The following is a 17,206-nucleotide window of genomic DNA, read 5'->3' on the forward strand; positions in this document are numbered from 1 at the left end:
GGGGTTCTGTCCCACTTCCCGTCTCACAGAGTGAGCAGCATGGCGAACATGCCGATGCCCATCGTCAGCCGGCAGGCCGTCGTGAGCTCGGGTCGGCCGTCCGACCCGCCCCCGGATCCTCCCGCGCCACGCCCGTCGACGCCCGCACCGCCGACCGGGACCACGGCCGTCCCGGTCCCGGGCAGCAGCCGGCCGGCCGAGCCCAGGACGTAGAGCGCGTAGTAGACGAGCAGCGCCCCGGTCAGCAGGGGTATGCCACCGGCTCCGCCGCCCGCCCCGTGCCCGGCGTGCCCGCCCCCGCCGCCGCCCGCGACCGCCGGGGCCATCGCCACGGCCATGTAGACCATGGCCAGCGAGCCGACGAGGTGATGCCGGTGGTGGCCGCCGCGCAGAGCGGGCCGCAGCGACCGCAGCGCCGCAGCGCCGAACAGCACCGCGTACACCGCCCACGTCCAGTCCGGGGGCGACAGCACCGCCGCCGGAACGGCCATCGCCGCCATGCCGAAGCCCATGAGCGCCTCCGAGCGCGCGGTGCGCCGCTCCTGCTGCGTCCCCGTGCGGGCGCGCAGCAGACAGTAGGCGCCGCTCACCGCGCACAACGCCATCAGCAGCCAGCCGGTCGGAGCCCCTCCGTGCACGGCACGCCTCCCCCCGGTCGGACGTACACCACTGTTACGGGTCGATCCATCGATGCCCGGGCGGCCGCGGCCGAACCCGGCGCACGGGGGTGTGAAGGGGGTGCGCCGGGGCCCGCCGGGGGCGCTCCGGGTCGCGTTACGCTCGACCGGACGTACGGCAACAGAGAAACCACGTACGGCAGCAGAGAGACGGAGAGCCCCACCATGGACACCGCCACGCCCGACGCGGCCCGGCTGACCTTCCGCGACGCGACCGAGGACGACGTCCCGGCGCTGGTGGCCCTGATCGAGTCGGCCTACCGCGGTGACTCCAGCCGCACCGGCTGGACCACGGAGGCCGACATCCTCCAGGGGCAGCGGACCGACGAACAGGGCGTGCGCGACGTCATCGCCGCCCCGGCGAGCCGACTGCTCGCGGTCGAGCGCGGCGGCGGACTCGTCGCCTGCTGCCAGCTCGAACACCGGGGTGACGCAGCCTACTTCGGCATGTTCGCGGTCCGGCCCGGACTCCAGGGCGGCGGCCTCGGCAAGCTGATCATCGCCGAGGCGGAGCGCACCGCCCGGGAGAGCTGGGGCGTCGGCGAGATGCACATGACGGTGATCTCGGTGCGCGATGACCTGATCGCCTGGTACGAACGCCGTGGCTACCGCCGTACGGGACAGCTCACCCCGTTCCCGTACGGCGACGAGCGCTTCGGCATTCCGCAGCGCGACGACCTGGCCTTCGAACTGCTCGTCAAGAACCTCGGGGACAGCGCCTGACGGCGCTCGTCCTCAGGCGGTGAAGCGCCCGGCGCGGCGGATCTCGGGGAAGTCGGTCGTCGCGCCGTCCAGGCCCAGCGCCCGGGCGAGGCGCAGATGGTCCTGGGTGTTCACCACCCAGCCGATCACCTTCACGCCCTCGCCGTGCGCCTGTTCCACCACCTCCAGGGTGAGGCGGCGGATGTTCAGCGCGAGCGTCGCCGCGCCCGCCGCCTTCGCCCGGTCCACCACGTCCGCCCCCCAGCGGCTGGCGATCAGGACCGTGCGTACGCCGGGCACCAGCCGGGCGATCTCGGTGACGGCCTCGTCGTGGAACGAGGACACCTCCACCCGGCCCACGAGCTCGCGCTCCAGGATCACGTCCGCCAGCGCGCGGGCCGCCGCCACATCCTTGATCTCCGCCTGGAGCGGGGAGGAGACGGCGTCCAGGACCTCCTCGAAGACCGGGATCCGCTCGCCCTGACCGGCGTCGAGTTCGCGCAGCTCCGCCAGGGTCTTGGCCGCGATCGGCCCGGTCCCGTCCGTGGTGCGGTCCACGTCCGTGTCGTGCATCACGGCGAGCGCGCCGTCCTTACTGAGGTGCAGGTCCAGCTCGATGGCGTCCATCCCGGACGCCTCGGCGCGGACGAAGGAGCGCAGGGTGTTCTCGGGCTCGACGCCCATCACTCCGCGATGACCCAGGGTGAGAAAAGACAAGGCGACCTCGTTTCCGTCGGCGGGGATCCGTCGACTGCTCCTGCCCGTGCGGAGGTTGCGGCAATACGGCACTGGGGAGGGTAGCGGCCGCGGCCCGCGATGTCCCCAGCCGTGCGGGCCCGGTCGCCGGGATCCGAGCGGTGCTGCGGGAACTGCGCTCCTACCCGGTATCGCGCAGGAAAAACAGCGGTGACCATGGGGGGTACGCAGGATAATTTTCAGGTCTCCCCTTGTCGGGGTGAGCCCTGCCCGGCTACGGTGATGTCACGCGAGGTTCTCCCGTGGAGGAAGTGTCATGACGGAAATTCTTGTGCAGAGCGCCACCGACGGCGCGATAGTTACGGCCCAGCGGGTGGTCGAGCACCCGGCCTGGCCCGTGCTCAAGGATGCCGTCGAGGAGATCCGCCCTTGGCAGTCCAAGGACGGATCCATCGACTTCGAGGCCGAGGGCGCCCCTTCCCCGGCCACCGTCGAGCAGGTCCTCGACCGGGTGATCGGAGCGGTCGAGGAGCTCTCCCCGCTCCTCCCGCACGACGTCGCCTACCACCGCGCGCTCGTCACCGACCTGCGCCGCTGGGCCGCCGACGGCTTCCGCGTCCCCGACTTCCTGGACTCGCTGCTCGCCTTCCAGCCCGCGAAGGACCGGACCGACGGCCTCCAGCACCTCGTCGTCTTCGCGATGTACACGCAGAACGGCAACCCCGACCGCAACCTCGAAGCGGTCGTGCTCAAGATGGTCTGGCCCGAGTGGCTCGCCGACCTGGAGGCGAACCGCTACGACAACCCGCTCTTCTGCGGCATCACCTTCGAGGACTTCACGTCCGGCTACGACACCAACTCCGCGGTGCTCTTCCCGGAGACCATCGCCGTGCGCGAGGCCCCCGAGCGCTTCAGCTGGGGCGGCATCTTCTGCGACCGCGAGGCCGCCCGCTTCCGCCGTGTCACCGAGGCCTCCGTCGATCTGCTCGGCCTGGAGCTGCCCGACGACATCCGCGAGATGATCGGCGACCAGCAGCGCTGCGAGCAGGCGTTCGTCCTGTGGGACATGGTCCACGACCGCACTCACAGCCACGGTGACCTGCCGTTCGACCCGTTCATGATCAAGCAGCGCCAGCCGTTCTGGATGTACGGCCTGGAGGAGCTGCGCTGCGACCTCACCGCCTTCAAGGAGGCCGTGAAGCTGGAGTCCGAGGGCAACGCCCACGGCCGTGACGTGCAGTACGCGGTGCTCTTCGACCGGATGTTCCGCTTCCCGGTCTCCGGCGAGCGCGTCCGCAACTACGACGGCCTCGGCGGCCAGCTGCTCTTCGCGTACCTCCACAAGCACGACGTGGTCCGCTGGACCGACAACACCCTGAAGATCGACTGGGACCGTGCCCCGCAGGTCACCAACCAGCTCTGCGCCGAGATCGAGAAGCTCTACCGCGACGGCATCGACCGCCCCAAGCTGGTCCACTGGTTCGCCGCGTACGACCTGGTCTCCACCTACCTCGCCCCGCACCCGGGATCCCGCTGGGCCAAGGGCCCCGACGCCCTGGACCTCACACTTCCTCCTCGCAAGCTCGTCGACGACGTGCTTCCGGACGAGTTTCCCCTGAGCATGTTCTATGAGGCGCTCGCCAAGAAGCTGAAGCACGTGATTGCCTCCACCAAGGGAATCACCGCGGCGAACGACGAGCGGGCAGCCGCGTGAACCATTCTCCCGAGGAGGCGGTGGCCATGAACGGAAACGGCACGGGCGAGGGGACCGGTGTGCTCGAAGGAGCCGTGGTCGCGGTCGCCGGAGCGGCCGGCCCCGCGGGCCGCGCGACGCTGCTGCGGCTCGCCGAGGCGGGCGCCACGGTCGTCGGATGCGACGCCAACCCCGAACGGCTCGCCGAGGCGGTGGACGCCGCCCGGTACGCCCACGGGGGCGCGACCGTCACCGGTGAGACCGTCGACCTGCTCGACCTCGACGCCACCCGGGACTGGGCCAAGCGCACCGAGGCGGAGTTCGGCCGCATCGACGGCCTGGTCCACCTCGTCGGCGGCTGGCGCGGCAGCCCGTCGTTCCAGGAGACCGTCCTGTCCGACTGGGACGCCCTGGAGAAGCTGCTCATCCGCACCGTCCAGTCGACCACGCTGGCCTTCCAGGAGGCCCTCCAGCGCAGCGACCGGGGCCGCTATCTCCTGATCAGTGCCGCCGGGGCCAGCAAGCCCACCGCGGGCAACGCCGCCTACTCCTCCGCCAAGGCCGCCGCCGAGGCGTGGACGCTCGCGCTCGGCGACGCCTTCCGCAAGGCGGGGGGCGAGGACGGGCCCGCGGCGGCTGCTGCGATCCTGGTGGTCAAGGCACTGGTGAACGACGCCATGCGCGCCGAGCGCCCGAATGCGAAATTCGCGGGCTTCACCGACGTCACGGAGCTGGCCCGGGCCATCGCCGGCGTCTGGGACGAGCCCGCCACCGAAGTGAACGGAAAGCGCCTGTGGCTGACCCCGCAACCGTGAGGACCGACGCACGACGGCACCACGATCCGCAGGTACGCGGTTTCGCCAGTGACAACTACGCCGGAGCGCACCCGGAGGTCCTCGCCGCCCTCGCCCTCGCCAACGGCGGCCACCAGGTCGCCTACGGCGAGGACGACTACACCGGCCACCTCCAGCGGATCATGCACAGCCACTTCGGCTCCACCGCCGAGGCCTTCCCGGTCTTCAACGGCACCGGGGCCAACGTGGTCGCCCTCCAGGCGCTCACCGACCGCTGGGGCGCCGTCATCTGCGCCGAGTCCGCGCACATCAACGTGGACGAGGGCGGTGCGCCCGAGCGGATGGGCGGGCTGAAGCTCCTCACCGTGCCCACCCCGGACGGCAAGCTCACCCCCGAGCTCATCGACCGGCAGGCGTACGGCTGGGACGACGAGCACCGGGCCATGCCGCAGGTCGTCTCGATCACCCAGAACACCGAGCTGGGCACCGTCTACACCCCCGACGAGATCCGCGCCATCTGCGACCACGCCCACGAGCGCGGTATGAAGGTGCACCTCGACGGGGCGCGGATAGCCAACGCCGCCGCCTCGCTGGACGTGCCGATGCGCACCTTCACCAACACGGTCGGCGTCGATGTGCTGTCCTTCGGCGGCACGAAGAACGGCGCGCTCTTCGGCGAGGCCGTCGTCGTGCTGAACCCGGACGCGGTCCGGGCGATGAAGCATCTGCGCAAGCTCTCCATGCAGCTCGCCTCCAAGATGCGCTTCGTCTCCGTCCAGCTGGAGGCGCTGCTCGCCAAGGACCTGTGGCTGCGCAACGCCCGCCACGCCAATGCCATGGCCCAGCGGCTGGCCGAGGGCGTCCGGGCGATCGACGGGGTCGAGGTCCTCTACCCCGTCCAGGCCAACGCCGTGTTCGCCCGGCTGCCGCACGCGGTCAGCGAGCGGCTCCAGCAGCGCTTCCGCTTCTACTTCTGGGACGAGGCGGCCGGCGACGTCCGCTGGATGTGCGCGTTCGACACCGGCGAGGACGACGTCGACGCCTTCCTCCAGGCGCTGAAGGAAGAGATGGCGCGGTAACGCGATCCATGCATGACTATGCGGCCGACCGGAAATCGATGGACTTCCGGTCGGCCGCTTCGTACGCTCTTCGATCATGGAGCTGACGCAGCACTCCCCGGACATCGACGCGCCCCTCGCCGCCGACGTGTCCATCGACCATGCACGCCCTCAGGCCAGGGAGGCGGCGACCCGCCTCGCACGCGACACCGACGCCGCATACGCGCGGGCCGCCTTCGAGTTCGTCCCCGACGCCGTTCCCCACTCCGCCGACTCGGGGAACCCGCGCGTCACCTGGCGCGCCTCCGATGTGCCGGCCGCAGTTCTCGACGGAGAAGGAGCAGCTCGCGTGGGTGGTACGCGAAAAGTTCAATGAAATCGACTATCCGGTAGTCTATGCTGCACCACCCGAGGTGATTCTCCATGCGCTGAGGGGCGCCCGGGACCGCTCGGAGCTCTGGCGGACACTCCACGCGGACCTCTGAGTCCGCCCGGCGCCCGCACCACCGCATCGAGCCACCGCACCCAGCAAGGCAGTAAGGCAGACGATGACCCTCACCCTCACCGTGTCCGACGAGGTGCGCACGATCGCACCGGGCTTCACCCGCCTCGCCGTCGAGGCGCACGGCCTGGTCAACGGCCCCAGCGACGCCCGCAGTGCCGCCCTGCTGGACGACGCCGCCCGCCGGCTCGCCGAGCGCCTGGACGGCCGCGCCCCGCACGAGGACCCCCGCATCGCGGCCTGGCGCGAGGTCTACACGGCGTTCGGGGCCAAGCCCTCCCGCACCCGCAACTCCGCCGAGGCGCTCGCCCGGCGCGCTCTCGCCGACGGCGGACTGCCCCGCATCAACCTGCTGGTCGACGCCTACAACGCGATCAGCGTCGCCCACCTCGTCCCGGTCGGCGGCGAGGACACCGACCACATCAAGGGCGGCATGCGGCTGGTCCGCGCGACGGGCGACGAACCGTTCCCCACCGTCGCCGGCGGCGAGGAGATCATCGAGCACCCCGAGCCCGGCGAGGTCGTCTGGTGCGACGACGAGGGCGTCACCTGCCGCCGCTGGAACTGGCGCCAGGGCGTACGCACCCGGCTCACCGAGGAGTCGGTCAACGCCCTCTTCCTGCTGGAGGGCCTCGCGCCCATGACGAACGGCGAGCTCGACGCCGCGGGCGCCGAACTCGCCGCGTCGCTCGAGCGACTGAGTCCCGGCGCGCGGATCACCGTCCACGCACCGCGGTGAGGCGACGCCGCCCGACGAGGGGCGGCCGTCAGCCGAGTTCGCGCACCTCGGCGGCGGTCGGGGCCGTACCGCCGAGATGGGCCGGCACCCACCAGGTGTCGCTCGCGTCCTTCGGGCGCACCGGGTAGGCCCGCTGTGCCGCCTCCAGCAGCTCCTGCACCCGCTCCCGCAGCCGCCGGGTGATCGCACCGGCGTACTGGTCGGCGGGCGCCTCCACGGGCTCGCCGACGCGGATGGTGATCGGGATGTGGCTGCGCTTGAAGTTGCGCGGCCGCCCCTTGGTCCAGATCCGCTGCGTGCCCCAGAGCGCCATCGGGATCAGTGGGACCCCGGCCTCCTGGGCGAGGCGCGCGGCGCCCGACTTGAAGCTCTTCAGCGTGAAGGACTGCGAGATGGTGGCCTCGGGGAAGACGCCGACGATCTCTCCGGAGCGCAGCGACTGCAGCGCGTGGGCGTACGCGTCCTCGCCCTGGTCACGGTCGACCGGGATGTGCTTCATTCCCCGCATCAGAGGCCCGGAGATCTTGTGCCGGAAGACCGATTCCTTCGCCATGAACCGGACGAGCCGCTTCTGCGGCAGGGCGCCCAGGCCGGTGAAGATGAAGTCGAGATAGCTGATGTGATTGCTGACCAGCACCGCACCACCGGTCTTCGGGATGTGCTCCGAACCCTGAGTGTCGATCTTCAGGTCGAGCGCCTTGAACATGGTGCGAGCGGCGCCGATGACCGGTCGATAGACGAGTTCTGCCATCTGGGGAAGACCCTTCTTCAGTGCCTGGGGAGGGTTCTCCCGGCGGAAGTTACGCAGCCGTAGGTTTTCGGCATTGTGGCGATGGTGCCCCATGAGCGAGCCGCTGGCCAGTCCCGGCGGACTCGGGGCGCGAGATTCTCGTCACGTGCGCGTCCGCCGGGAGCTGCGGGAATGTCCGGGCGGCTGCCGGTGCTGATCCCTTACGAAGAGCTCTGATCAGGAGGCACCAAGTGGACCGCGGTACACACGGAGAGCGGCTCGATGCAGCCCAACTCGGCGCGGAACTGGGGGAACGCGCGACGCTCGTCCAGTTCTCCAGCGCCTTCTGCCAGCCGTGCCGGGCCACCCGCCGCACGCTCCACGAGGTGGCCGGGATGGTCGACGGCGTCGCTCACATCGAAGTCGACGCCGAGGCCCACCTCGACCTGGTGCGGCAGCTGGCCATCACGAGAACACCGACCGTCCTGGTGCTCGACGCCGGGGGCGAGGTGGTACGCCGGGCATCCGGTCAGCCCCGCACGGTCGACGTCGTCGCGGCGCTGGGGCACGCCATATGACGGACCGTGACGCATCTCCCACATTCCGGAACGCACTTGACTGCGCCCACCACGCATCGTCAGTCTGACGTTATGCCGCCAGAACTCCTTCTTCACGGCCGGGTCCATGTGGATCTCGCACGCCGCGCGAGTGCGCGCTGTCCGGGTGTCTGAGCTCCCACGGACCCGTACGCCACTCCCGCAGAAGGACACGTCCATGACGGCAACGCCCGATCTCGCCCCGGCCCCGGCGGTCGCCACGCCCGAACTCTTCCGCTCCGTCTTCCGCCGCCATGCCGCCGGAGTGGCCGTGATCACGGCCCAGGGGGAGCGCCCGGTCGGCTTCACCGCCACCTCGCTGACCTCCGTGGCCGCCGAACCGCCGCTGATCTCCTTCGGTATCGGTACGTCGTCCTCCAGCTGGCCCGTGTTCTCCGGGGCCGAGTACGTCGGCGTCCACGTACTCGGCGAGCACCAGCGGGAACTGGCCACGACCTTCGCCCGCAGCGGGGCCGACCGCTTCGGGCCGTCGACCGACTGGAGCAGCGGCCCTGAAGGCGTTCCCCTGCTCGCCGGCGTGTCCGCCTGGCTGGTCTGCCGCGTCGTGTCCCGGGTCCCGGCCGGGGATCACCGCATCGTCATCGCCGAGGTCGTGGCCGGAGCGCCCGCCGGAGCCGATCGCCCGCTGGTCTACCACCAGGGACGGTTCACGGCTCTGCGAGACTGACGTCACGCACGCACAGGCCCGCCGGGTCGGCAAGGTCACAGTGCACAGCGCTTGCTCACGGGTAAGAGACTGGGTGTACTGGCGAGTAATATCGGGTGCGGAGCCTCGGTCGTCCTGACCGGATTCGGCCCGACAAGGCGCCTATGCTGCGTGCAACAAGGCAGCCCAGAAATGACGATGCAGTAGGAGAGCCGGCGTGAGCTTGAGGATCGTTGTCTGTGTGAAGTACGTGCCCGACGCGACCGGTGACCGGCATTTCGCCGATGACCTGACGCTGGACCGTGAGGATGTCGACGGTCTGTTGTCGGAGCTGGACGAGTACGCGGTCGAGCAGGCGTTGCAGATCGCTGACGAGGCTGATGATGCGGAGATCACCGTGGTGACGGTGGGTCCGGAGGATGCCAAGGACGCGTTGCGCAAGGCGTTGTCGATGGGTGCGGACAAGGCGGTTCACGTCGAGGACGACGATCTGCACGGCACGGATGTGATGGGGACGTCGCTGGTGCTGGCGAAGGCGGTGGAGAAGGCCGGCTATGACCTGGTGATCTGCGGTATGGCTTCGACGGACGGTGTGATGGGTGTGCTGCCGGCTCTGCTGGCGGAGCGTCTGGGTGTGCCGCAGGTGACGCTGCTGTCCGAGGTTGCGGTCGCCGATGGTGTGGTGACGGGGCGTCGTGACGGTGACACCGCGTCGGAGCGGCTGGAGGCGTCGCTGCCGGCGGTGGTGTCGGTGACCGACCAGTCGGGTGAGGCGCGGTACCCGTCGTTCAAGGGGATCATGGCGGCGAAGAAGAAGCCGGTGGAGTCGCTGGATCTGGGGGATCTGGGTCTGGAGGCGGACGAGGTGGGTCTGGCGGGTGCGTGGACGGCGGTGGATTCCGCGACGGAGCGTCCGGCGCGTACGGCGGGCACGATCGTGAAGGACGAGGGTGAGGGCGGCAAGCAGCTCGCCGAGTTCCTCGCGGGCCAGAAGTTCATCTAGGTCCCCTCTTCCTCTCTTCCCTCCCTCTCTCTCGTTTCTTCTCTCGTCTGGAGTGCGTTGTCATGGCTGAAGTTCTTGTTCTGGTCGATCATGTGGACGGGGCGGTCCGTAAGCCCACGCTGGAGCTGCTGACGCTGGCGCGTCGGATCGGTGACCCGGTCGCGGTGGCGCTGGGTGCGGGTGCGGAGGCGGCCGCGGGTGTGCTGGGTGAGCACGGTGCGGTGAGGGTGCTGACCGCCGATGCCCCGGAGTTCGCGGACTATCTGGTGGTTCCGAAGGTCGACGCGCTGCAGGCCGCATTCGAGGCGGTCTCGCCGGTGGCGGTGCTGGTGGTGTCGTCCGCGGAGGGCAAGGAGATCGCCGCGCGTCTCGCGCTGCGGATCGGCTCGGGGATCATCACCGACGCCACCGATCTGGAGGCCGACACGAAGGGTCCGGTCGCGACGCAGGCGGCGTTCGCCGCTTCGTACACGACCAAGTCGCGGGTCTCCAGGGGCGTCCCGGTGATCACGGTGAAGCCGAACTCCGCCCCGGTCGAGCCGGCTGTGGCCGCCGGTGCCGTCGAGGCCCTGTCGGTGTCGTTCAGCGCGACCGCGACGGGCACGAAGGTGGTCTCGCGTACGGCGCGTGAGTCGACGGGGCGCCCGGAGCTGACCGAGGCGGCGATCGTGGTCTCGGGTGGCCGTGGGGTCAACGGGGCGGAGAACTTCCCCGTGATCGAGGCGCTCGCGGACTCGCTGGGTGCCGCGGTGGGTGCCTCGCGTGCGGCGGTGGACGCGGGCTGGTATCCGCACACCTCGCAGGTCGGGCAGACGGGTAAGTCGGTCTCGCCGCAGCTGTACATCGCTTCGGGTATCTCGGGGGCGATCCAGCACCGGGCGGGTATGCAGACCTCGAAGACGATCGTCGCGATCAACAAGGACGCCGAGGCCCCGATCTTCGAGCTCGTCGACTACGGTGTCGTCGGCGACCTCTTCGCCGTCGTTCCCCAGCTCACCGAAGAGATCAACACCCGCAAGGGCTGAATCACTCGCACCACCCCGCCCCGGGCCGCACGGTGAACCCACCGTGCGGCCCGGGGCCGTTCCGGGCGACCATTGACGCAGGTCGAGCGGCCTTATAACTTCACTATACGGATTGTTGATTCCGGGAAGCGGAAACAGCGAGAGCGTGGAGGGTACGGTCATGGGTCAGCAGGAGAAGGTGGCAACGAGCCTCGCCGGTGCGGTCAGCGAGGAGATCAGTGCCTCCCTCACGGCGGTCGACGCGGAGCTCGCCCGTCGCTACCCGGGCGATCCCGGCACCCGCCAGCCCGTACACACCGTCTACGTACCCGGTGACGTCTTCGAGCCCGGCACCCTGCGTTCCTGGGGCGACCAGGCGCTGGCCGCCCTCGACGAACACGCCCCCGACGCCGCCGCGTTCGCCGCCGTCCTCGGCATCCCCGAGGAACTGGCCGGGCCGGTCCACGACCGCGTACGCGCCAAGCTGGAGCGCGAGCCCGTGGAGGACCTGCGCATCGACTTCGAGGACGGCTACGGCCCCCGCCCGGACGCCGAGGAGGACGAGGCCGCCGCCCGCGCCGCCCGCCTGGTCTCGGAGGCGTACGCGAACGGCACCGCCGCCCCGTACATGGGCATCCGCATGAAGTGCATGGAGGCCGGAGTGCGCGACCGGTCCATCCGCACCACGGACGTCTTCCTCAGCGGGCTGATGGCGGCGGGCGGGCTCCCCGAAGGACTCGTGCTGACCCTGCCCAAGGTCACGTACCCCGAGCAGGTCACCGCCTTCGTCCAGCTCCTCGAAGCCTTCGAGAAGGCCCACGGCCTGGACGCCGGACGGATCGGCTTCGAGATCCAGATCGAGACCAGCCAGTCGATCCTCGCCGCCGACGGGACCGCCGCCGTCGCCCGCATGATCGACACCGCGCGGGGCCGGGCCACCGGACTGCACTACGGCACCTTCGACTACAGCGCCTGCGTCGGTGTCAGCGCCGCCTACCAGGCCAGCGACCACCCGGCCGCCGACCACGCCAAGGCCGTCATGCAGGTCGCCGCCGCGGGCACCGGCGTACGCGTCTCCGACGGCTCGACCAACGTCCTGCCCGTCGGCCCGACCGACCAGGTCCACGAGGCCTGGCGGCTCCACTACGGCCTCACCCGCCGCGCTCTGGCCCGCGCCTACTACCAGGGCTGGGACATGCACCCCGGCCACCTGCCGACCCGCTACGCGGCCGTCTACGCCTTCTACCGCGAGGGCCTGGAGCCGGCCGCCGCCCGGCTCGCCGCCTACGTGGCCAAGGCGGGCGGCGACGTCATGGACGAGCCCGCCACCGCCAAGGCGCTCAGCGGCTACCTGCTGCGCGGCATCGACTGCGGCGCGCTGGACACCGCCGAGGTCGCGCGGTTGACCGGCCTGACCCGGGCGGACCTGGACGCCTTCGCCTCGCCGCGTCGGGGAGACCTGACGGTCACCGCCCCGTAGGGCGCGTCAGTAGGCGTCGTGCCCCGGCGGAACGGCCGGTCCCGCCGGGGTGTGCAGGCCGGCGACGGGCAGCGTGCGCTGGCCGCCGCGTACCGGCAGCTTCACCACGCGGTCGTTGACGAAGTCCGCCACGAAGAGGTTCCCCGCGCCGTCCAGGGCCAGCCCGTTGGGATGGAGCAGCCCGCTGGTGGGGACGGTGACCTGGCCGCTGCCGTCGGCGGGCACCATCACCACGCGGTCGTTGAAGCTGTCGGCGATGTAGAGGTCGCCGTTCGCCCTCAAGGCCGGCCCGATGGGGCGGGAGAGGCCGGTGGTGTCCACGGTGACCTGCGGACCTCCGTCCCCCGGCACCCGTACGATCCGGTTGTTGCCCGTGTCGGCGATGTAGAGGTCCCCCGAGGCGTCCAGCGCCATCCCGGTCGGGCGGGTCAGGCCGTCGGCCGGGACCGTGACCGGACCGCCGCCGGGCGGCAGTCGCAGCACGGTGCTGTCGGTGTGGTCGGAGATCTACAGGGGCACCGCACCGTGCGCCGGAGGGTGCCCGTCCGTCGTCCCGGGCGCGGCGGAGGCGATCGGCGCCGCGCACAGCAGCAGTGCCGCCGTCAGCACCGGGAGCCGCCGACGCGGCCGCCCCCGGACCGGCTTCGGGGCGTCCGCCCCCGGCCCGCCGGGAGACCTGGACGCCGACGGGGCTGTTACGAGATGGCTCATGAGGTACGCACCTGTTCTGGACGTGCTGCCGCTGCCGTACGGGCCAGGGGCGTGTCCGGCGGGTCGTGGTCGGGGGCGAGGCGTGTCCGGCCCTGATCCGCCGGACACGCCCTCCCGGGCGCCGCCGGCCGCCGTCAGGAATCGCCCCCGCCGATCCGGCGGCACCACACCCCGGCGGGTCGGTCGGCCGCCCCAACGGCCCCGGACGTCTCCGTCGTACCCGCGAGGTCCTCAGACGTCGCGGCGGGCGGCCGCGCCGCCACGGGCGCGGTAGGCGCGCATCTTGTGCCGCGCACCGCACACGTCCATGTCGCACCACAGGCCGTTCGACGACGGTGCCCGGTCGTAGAAGACCCAGCGGCACTCCGGAGCCGCGCAGGCCTTGAGACGGGTGGCGTGACGCCCGGTCAGGCCGTGGAACAGGAGGGCTGCGAGCACCGGGCGCACCACCTCCGCAACCGCCCCGCCGGAGGCCGGCCGCAGGGTGAGGGCGCCGTCGGGGCGTACGGCCGGAGCGCCCGCGACCGCGGCGACGAGCCGGTTGAGGGCGTCGACCGCCTCCGGCGACGTCCGCTCGACCAGGAAGGCCCGCACGGTCTCCCGGGCCTCCGCGAGCGACGCCAGGTCTCCGGGATCGCTCGGGGCCGGGAAACCGTGCGCACCGAGCCACCGGGCCGCCGTCTCCGGCCGGGCGAGGTCGTCCTCGCCGTGGAGGTGGGTGGCGGTGTTGCAGAACTCCTCGACGAGTTCGAGCTCCGCGGGTGCAGGGTTCCTTCGCATGATCACCACTTTACCAACGTTACCGACAATCAGCCTTCGCTGGTAACGTCGAGAGTCCGGCGGGGCTCCGCCCCTTCCATCCGCAGCTCAGGAGGCACACCATGAACGGGCAGCTGACCAGGACGTTCGAGACTCCGGACGGGGTGGTGCGCTGGGACGCCCTGGGGGAGGGGGAGCCGGTCGTCCTGCTGCACGGCACCCCGTTCTCCTCGCTCATCTGGCGCGACATCGCACCGGCGCTCGCCCGCGACCACCGCGTCCACCTCTTCGACCTGCTCGGGTTCGGGCAGTCGGAACAGCGCGACGGGCAGGACGTCGGCCCGGCGGCGCAGGCCAAGGTGTTCACCCGGCTCCTGGAGCACTGGGGGCTGGAGCGCCCACGCGTCATCGCCCACGACATCGGGGGGACCGTGGCCCTGCGGGCACTGCTCCTGGAGGGGGCGCGGTACGCGGACCTCACCCTGGTGGACGCGGTGGCCTGCGGGGAGTGGGGCACCGGACTCTTCCGGCTCATCCGGGAGAACGCGCAGCTCTTCGAGCAACTCCCCGGCTACGCCCACGAGGCGCTGGTCGAGAGCCATCTGCGCCACGCCACCCACACCGGCTACCGGCCCGACGTGCTGGCCGCCCATGTCGACCCCTGGCGCGGCGAGCGCGGCCGGGCCGCGTACTACCGTCAGTACCGGCAGGCCGAACAGGCCGACACCGATGCGTTCCAGCATCTGCTGGGGACCGTGCCGGTGCCGACCCGGATCATCTGGGGCCGCGAGGACCGGTTCCTGCCGGCGCCCTTCGCCGAGCAGTTGCACGCCCTGATCCCGCACTCCGAACTGCACTGGATCGAGGGCGCGGGCCACACCGTGCAGGAGGACGCCCCCGCGCAGCTGCTGGCCCTGCTGACCCGGGAGTTCCGGCCGGCCGGCGCCGGGGTCTGACCGAATCCGCCGTGGTCCGACGGGATCCGACGGGCCTCAGGCGGGGGGCAGTTCGCCCGAGCCGCGCGGGATCAGCTTCGTCGGCAGCTCCACCCGGGCCGTGGCGTGGTCCGCCCCGTCGAGGCGGCGGAACAGATGCTCGGCCGCGGTCCTGCCGACCGCCGCCGCGTCCTGCGAGATCACGGTGATGCCGAGCAGATCGGCCAGCTCGATGTCGTCGAACCCGACCAGTGCCACCGGCCGTTCCCGCTCCGCGATCACCCGGACCGCCGTCACCGTCACCCGGTTGTTGCCCGCGAACAGGGCTGTGACCGGCTGGGGTCCGGTGAGCATCCCCTCGACGGCGGCCCGCACCCGCTCCGGCTCGGTGGAGCCGAGAGAGACCCAGTCGTCCTCGACGGTGATGCCCGCCTCCCGCATGGCGGTGTGATAGCCGCGCAGTCGCTCGGTGGCCGTATGGATCCGGGGCTGGTCGCCGATGAAGCCGATCCTGCGGTGACCGTGCGCGATGAGGTGCGCCACGCCCTCCCGGGCCCCGCCGAAGCTGTCGGAGAGCACCATGTCGACGTCCACATGGCCCGCCGGGCGGTCCACGAAGACCGTGGCGATGCCCGCCTTGATCTCCGGCTCCAGATAGCGGTGGTCGTCGCCCGCCGGGATCACGATCAGACCGTCCACGCGGCGGGCGCACAGCGCGAGCACCAGCTCCTGCTCACGCTCCGGATCCTCGGCGCTGGAACCGTTGATCAGCAGTGCGCCGTGCGCACGGGCGACCTCCTCCACCGCGCGGCTCAGCGGACCGTAGAACGGGTCCGCCAGATCCTCCAGGACCAGTCCGATGGATGCCGTACGGCCCTTGCGCAGCACGCGGGCGCTGTCGTTGCGGCGGAAGCCGAGCGCGTCGATCGCCTCCTGCACGCGCCGCTCGGTGTCGGGCGTGACGCCGGGCTCGCTGTTCACCACCCGGGAGACCGTCTTCAGGCCGACTCCTGCCCGGGCCGCCACGTCCTTCATGGTCGGCCGGTTGCCGTAGCGGGTCTCGGAATGACGGGCGGTCCGGTCCACGTGCGCTGTCCTGTCGTCGGATACGGGCGGGGCTTGCGGTGCTCCGGCCGGGGCCGAGCGAGGCCGAGACGGGGCGCCGCGCAGGTGATCGGAGGCTGTGGCGTCGAGCATAGGCCCTGGACAACGTTGTCAAGAGGATGAAGACTGTGCAGACTATGGACGGAACCCGCAGGTCCCGCCCCTTCACCGATCCGGAGAGCCCACACCGATGCATACCGACCTCGTCGCCGCGCTCGACATCGGCGGCACCAAGATCGCCGGAGCGCTGGTGGACGGCGACGGTTCCCTCCTCGTACGGGCGCAGCGGCCGACGCCCGCCCGGGAGGGCGCCGAGGCGGTCATGGGGGCGGTGGACGAGGTGCTGGGCGAGCTGATGGCCTCGCCGCTGTGGGGCAGGGCCGGTTCCGTGGGCATCGGCAGCGCCGGTCCGGTGGACGCCGCCGCCGGCACGGTCAGCCCGGTCAACGTCCCCGGCTGGCGGGACTTCCCGCTGGTGGAGCGGGTGCACAAGACGGCGGGCGGGCTGTCGGTCGCGCTGGTGGGCGACGGGGTCGCGATGACGGCCGCCGAGCACTGGCTCGGCGCCGCCCGTGGCTACGACAACGCGCTCTGCCTCGTCGTGTCGACGGGCGTCGGCGGCGGCCTCGTCCTCGGCGGCATCCTGCGGCCCGGCCCCTCGGGCAACGCCGGGCACATCGGCCACATCAGCGTCGACCTGGACGGCGACCCGTGCCCCTGTGGCGCGCGCGGCTGCGTCGAGGGCATCGCCAGCGGCCCCAACATCGCCCGCCGAGCCCTGGAGAACGGCTGGCGGCCCGGACCGGACGGCGACGCGACGGCCGCCGCGGTGGCCGTCGCCGCCCGCGCCGGTGATCGGGTCGCCGTCGCCTCCTACGAGCGCGCGGCCCAGGCGCTGGCCGCCGGCATCGCCGCCACCGCCACCCTGGCGGACCTCGACATCGCGGTGGTCGGCGGCGGTGTGGCCGGGGCCGGCGACGTGCTCTTCGTGCCGCTGCGCCGCAGTCTCCGCGAATACGCCACGCTCTCCTACCTCCGACGGCTGACCGTGGCGCCCGCCGTGATGGGCACCGACGCGGGGCTGGTCGGGGCCGCGGCGGCGGCCATCGCGCTGCGCTAGGGTCCGTCGCGCGTCAACAGCTTCCAGGGGGCGCCCGGTTCGTCAGGCCGGGCGCCCCCTGGGCCATCTCCTGGGCGCCCTCCGGCCCATCCCGCGTGCCCCGCCGAAAGGTCCCGCACGACCTCCGTCGTACGGCGCGCCCCGGGTCCTTTCGGCCTCCGAGCGCTCCGGACGACCGCATCCGGTCAACGCCGTCGCCGTCGCGGGGTTTCCGCGGCAGGGTGTTGCGGGCAAGC

The 17,206-nt window shown here is 71.6% G+C and carries 19 protein-coding genes and 1 pseudogene; 13 read left to right on the forward strand and 7 right to left on the reverse strand.

Annotated elements, in window-relative coordinates; all coding sequences use genetic code 11:
• Positions 1-23 precede the first annotated feature (23 nt).
• Complete coding sequence (locus tag AC0VY3_RS15630; RefSeq protein ID WP_103510819.1) at positions 24-638, reverse strand: DUF5134 domain-containing protein; 615 nt, start codon at positions 636-638, stop codon at positions 24-26.
• A gap of 204 nt (positions 639-842) precedes the next feature.
• On the opposite strand from AC0VY3_RS15630, the gene AC0VY3_RS15635 reads away from it, so the two are divergent.
• Positions 843-1,400 carry a GNAT family N-acetyltransferase gene (locus AC0VY3_RS15635; protein WP_103510818.1) on the forward strand — a complete coding sequence of 186 codons (558 nt, stop codon included), beginning with the start codon at positions 843-845 and terminating at the stop codon, positions 1,398-1,400.
• A gap of 12 nt (positions 1,401-1,412) precedes the next feature.
• Here AC0VY3_RS15635 and AC0VY3_RS15640 read toward each other — a convergent pair whose 3' ends face one another.
• On the reverse strand, positions 1,413-2,096 hold the full coding sequence (locus AC0VY3_RS15640; protein ID WP_086778355.1) for a glycerophosphodiester phosphodiesterase: 684 nt from the start codon (positions 2,094-2,096) through the stop codon (positions 1,413-1,415).
• Positions 2,097-2,391: 295 nt separating this feature from the next.
• Here AC0VY3_RS15640 and AC0VY3_RS15645 point away from each other — a divergent pair, with 295 nt between their 5' ends.
• The 5 genes and pseudogenes from AC0VY3_RS15645 (at position 2,392) to AC0VY3_RS15665 (ending at position 6,861) form a co-directional block, all read left to right on the forward strand.
• Positions 2,392-3,789: a DUF6421 family protein gene (locus AC0VY3_RS15645; RefSeq protein ID WP_475549824.1), complete on the forward strand. Its 1,398-nt coding sequence runs from the start codon at positions 2,392-2,394 to the stop codon at positions 3,787-3,789.
• Between the two features lie 26 nt (positions 3,790-3,815).
• Positions 3,816-4,583 carry an SDR family NAD(P)-dependent oxidoreductase gene (locus tag AC0VY3_RS15650; protein WP_103510816.1) on the forward strand — a complete coding sequence of 256 codons (768 nt, stop codon included), beginning with the start codon at positions 3,816-3,818 and terminating at the stop codon, positions 4,581-4,583.
• Positions 4,580-5,641, forward strand: a complete 1,062-nt coding sequence (locus AC0VY3_RS15655; RefSeq protein WP_181010985.1) for a threonine aldolase family protein — start codon at positions 4,580-4,582, stop codon at positions 5,639-5,641. The genes AC0VY3_RS15650 and AC0VY3_RS15655 overlap by 4 nt, the downstream gene beginning before the upstream one ends.
• A gap of 76 nt (positions 5,642-5,717) precedes the next feature.
• Positions 5,718-6,105 (forward strand): annotated as a pseudogene (locus AC0VY3_RS15660) (hypothetical protein).
• A gap of 63 nt (positions 6,106-6,168) precedes the next feature.
• The gene (locus AC0VY3_RS15665; RefSeq protein ID WP_103510814.1) at positions 6,169-6,861 is read left to right on the forward strand and encodes a B3/B4 domain-containing protein; all 693 of its coding nucleotides are present in this window, start codon (positions 6,169-6,171) and stop codon (positions 6,859-6,861) included.
• 28 nt (positions 6,862-6,889) lie between these two features.
• On the opposite strand, the gene AC0VY3_RS15670 is transcribed toward AC0VY3_RS15665, so the two are convergent.
• Positions 6,890-7,612, reverse strand: a complete 723-nt coding sequence (locus AC0VY3_RS15670; RefSeq protein ID WP_103510813.1) for a lysophospholipid acyltransferase family protein — start codon at positions 7,610-7,612, stop codon at positions 6,890-6,892.
• Positions 7,613-7,842: 230 nt separating this feature from the next.
• On the opposite strand from AC0VY3_RS15670, the gene AC0VY3_RS15675 reads away from it, so the two are divergent.
• The 5 genes from AC0VY3_RS15675 to AC0VY3_RS15695 all read left to right on the forward strand — a co-directional run bounded on the left by AC0VY3_RS15675 (position 7,843) and on the right by AC0VY3_RS15695 (position 12,341).
• Positions 7,843-8,169 (forward strand): thioredoxin family protein, encoded by a 327-nt coding sequence (locus tag AC0VY3_RS15675; RefSeq protein WP_103510812.1) that lies wholly within the window; start codon positions 7,843-7,845, stop codon positions 8,167-8,169.
• 196 nt (positions 8,170-8,365) lie between these two features.
• On the forward strand, positions 8,366-8,875 hold the full coding sequence (locus AC0VY3_RS15680) for a flavin reductase family protein (RefSeq protein WP_475549825.1): 510 nt from the start codon (positions 8,366-8,368) through the stop codon (positions 8,873-8,875).
• Positions 8,876-9,071: 196 nt separating this feature from the next.
• Complete coding sequence (locus tag AC0VY3_RS15685; protein ID WP_103508625.1) at positions 9,072-9,857, forward strand: electron transfer flavoprotein subunit beta/FixA family protein; 786 nt, start codon at positions 9,072-9,074, stop codon at positions 9,855-9,857.
• A 62-nt stretch (positions 9,858-9,919) separates the two neighbouring features.
• Positions 9,920-10,882: an electron transfer flavoprotein subunit alpha/FixB family protein gene (locus AC0VY3_RS15690; RefSeq protein WP_475549826.1), complete on the forward strand. Its 963-nt coding sequence runs from the start codon at positions 9,920-9,922 to the stop codon at positions 10,880-10,882.
• 160 nt (positions 10,883-11,042) lie between these two features.
• Positions 11,043-12,341, forward strand: coding sequence for a DUF6986 family protein (locus AC0VY3_RS15695; protein ID WP_475549827.1), 1,299 nt, complete (start codon positions 11,043-11,045; stop codon positions 12,339-12,341).
• Positions 12,342-12,347: 6 nt separating this feature from the next.
• Here the strand turns inward: AC0VY3_RS15695 and AC0VY3_RS15700 are convergent, their stop codons facing one another.
• From AC0VY3_RS15700 to AC0VY3_RS15710, 3 genes are all read right to left on the reverse strand, one after another.
• Complete coding sequence (locus AC0VY3_RS15700; RefSeq protein WP_475549828.1) at positions 12,348-12,824, reverse strand: NHL repeat-containing protein; 477 nt, start codon at positions 12,822-12,824, stop codon at positions 12,348-12,350.
• A gap of 24 nt (positions 12,825-12,848) precedes the next feature.
• Positions 12,849-13,052, reverse strand: a complete 204-nt coding sequence (locus tag AC0VY3_RS15705; protein ID WP_475549829.1) for a hypothetical protein — start codon at positions 13,050-13,052, stop codon at positions 12,849-12,851.
• A gap of 231 nt (positions 13,053-13,283) precedes the next feature.
• A complete protein-coding gene (locus AC0VY3_RS15710) occupies positions 13,284-13,832 on the reverse strand; it encodes a CGNR zinc finger domain-containing protein (protein WP_103508628.1) in 549 nt (182 codons plus the stop codon).
• Between the two features lie 101 nt (positions 13,833-13,933).
• Here AC0VY3_RS15710 and AC0VY3_RS15715 point away from each other — a divergent pair, with 101 nt between their 5' ends.
• The gene (locus AC0VY3_RS15715) at positions 13,934-14,767 is read left to right on the forward strand and encodes an alpha/beta fold hydrolase (RefSeq protein WP_475549830.1); all 834 of its coding nucleotides are present in this window, start codon (positions 13,934-13,936) and stop codon (positions 14,765-14,767) included.
• A 36-nt stretch (positions 14,768-14,803) separates the two neighbouring features.
• Here AC0VY3_RS15715 and AC0VY3_RS15720 read toward each other — a convergent pair whose 3' ends face one another.
• Positions 14,804-15,832, reverse strand: coding sequence for a LacI family DNA-binding transcriptional regulator (locus tag AC0VY3_RS15720; protein ID WP_103508622.1), 1,029 nt, complete (start codon positions 15,830-15,832; stop codon positions 14,804-14,806).
• A gap of 208 nt (positions 15,833-16,040) precedes the next feature.
• Between AC0VY3_RS15720 and AC0VY3_RS15725 the strand changes: the two genes are divergently transcribed.
• Complete coding sequence (locus AC0VY3_RS15725) at positions 16,041-16,970, forward strand: ROK family protein (RefSeq protein WP_475549831.1); 930 nt, start codon at positions 16,041-16,043, stop codon at positions 16,968-16,970.
• The last annotated feature ends 236 nt before the right edge of the window (positions 16,971-17,206 follow it).

The sequence above is a fragment of the Streptomyces sp. iso_384 genome (genome assembly GCF_056172905.1).

Coding starts and splice junctions, on each gene's coding strand:
- AC0VY3_RS15725 (WP_475549831.1), top strand. CDS start 16,041: ATGCATACCGACCTCGTCGCCGCGCTCGACATCGGCGGCACCAAGATC.
- AC0VY3_RS15665 (WP_103510814.1), top strand. CDS start 6,169: ATGACCCTCACCCTCACCGTGTCCGACGAGGTGCGCACGATCGCACCG.
- AC0VY3_RS15645 (WP_475549824.1), top strand. CDS start 2,392: ATGACGGAAATTCTTGTGCAGAGCGCCACCGACGGCGCGATAGTTACG.
- AC0VY3_RS15690 (WP_475549826.1), top strand. CDS start 9,920: ATGGCTGAAGTTCTTGTTCTGGTCGATCATGTGGACGGGGCGGTCCGT.
- AC0VY3_RS15695 (WP_475549827.1), top strand. CDS start 11,043: ATGGGTCAGCAGGAGAAGGTGGCAACGAGCCTCGCCGGTGCGGTCAGC.
- AC0VY3_RS15635 (WP_103510818.1), top strand. CDS start 843: ATGGACACCGCCACGCCCGACGCGGCCCGGCTGACCTTCCGCGACGCG.
- AC0VY3_RS15670 (WP_103510813.1), bottom strand. CDS start 7,612: ATGGCAGAACTCGTCTATCGACCGGTCATCGGCGCCGCTCGCACCATG.
- AC0VY3_RS15680 (WP_475549825.1), top strand. CDS start 8,366: ATGACGGCAACGCCCGATCTCGCCCCGGCCCCGGCGGTCGCCACGCCC.
- AC0VY3_RS15705 (WP_475549829.1), bottom strand. CDS start 13,052: ATGAGCCATCTCGTAACAGCCCCGTCGGCGTCCAGGTCTCCCGGCGGG.
- AC0VY3_RS15650 (WP_103510816.1), top strand. CDS start 3,816: ATGAACGGAAACGGCACGGGCGAGGGGACCGGTGTGCTCGAAGGAGCC.
- AC0VY3_RS15710 (WP_103508628.1), bottom strand. CDS start 13,832: ATGCGAAGGAACCCTGCACCCGCGGAGCTCGAACTCGTCGAGGAGTTC.
- AC0VY3_RS15715 (WP_475549830.1), top strand. CDS start 13,934: ATGAACGGGCAGCTGACCAGGACGTTCGAGACTCCGGACGGGGTGGTG.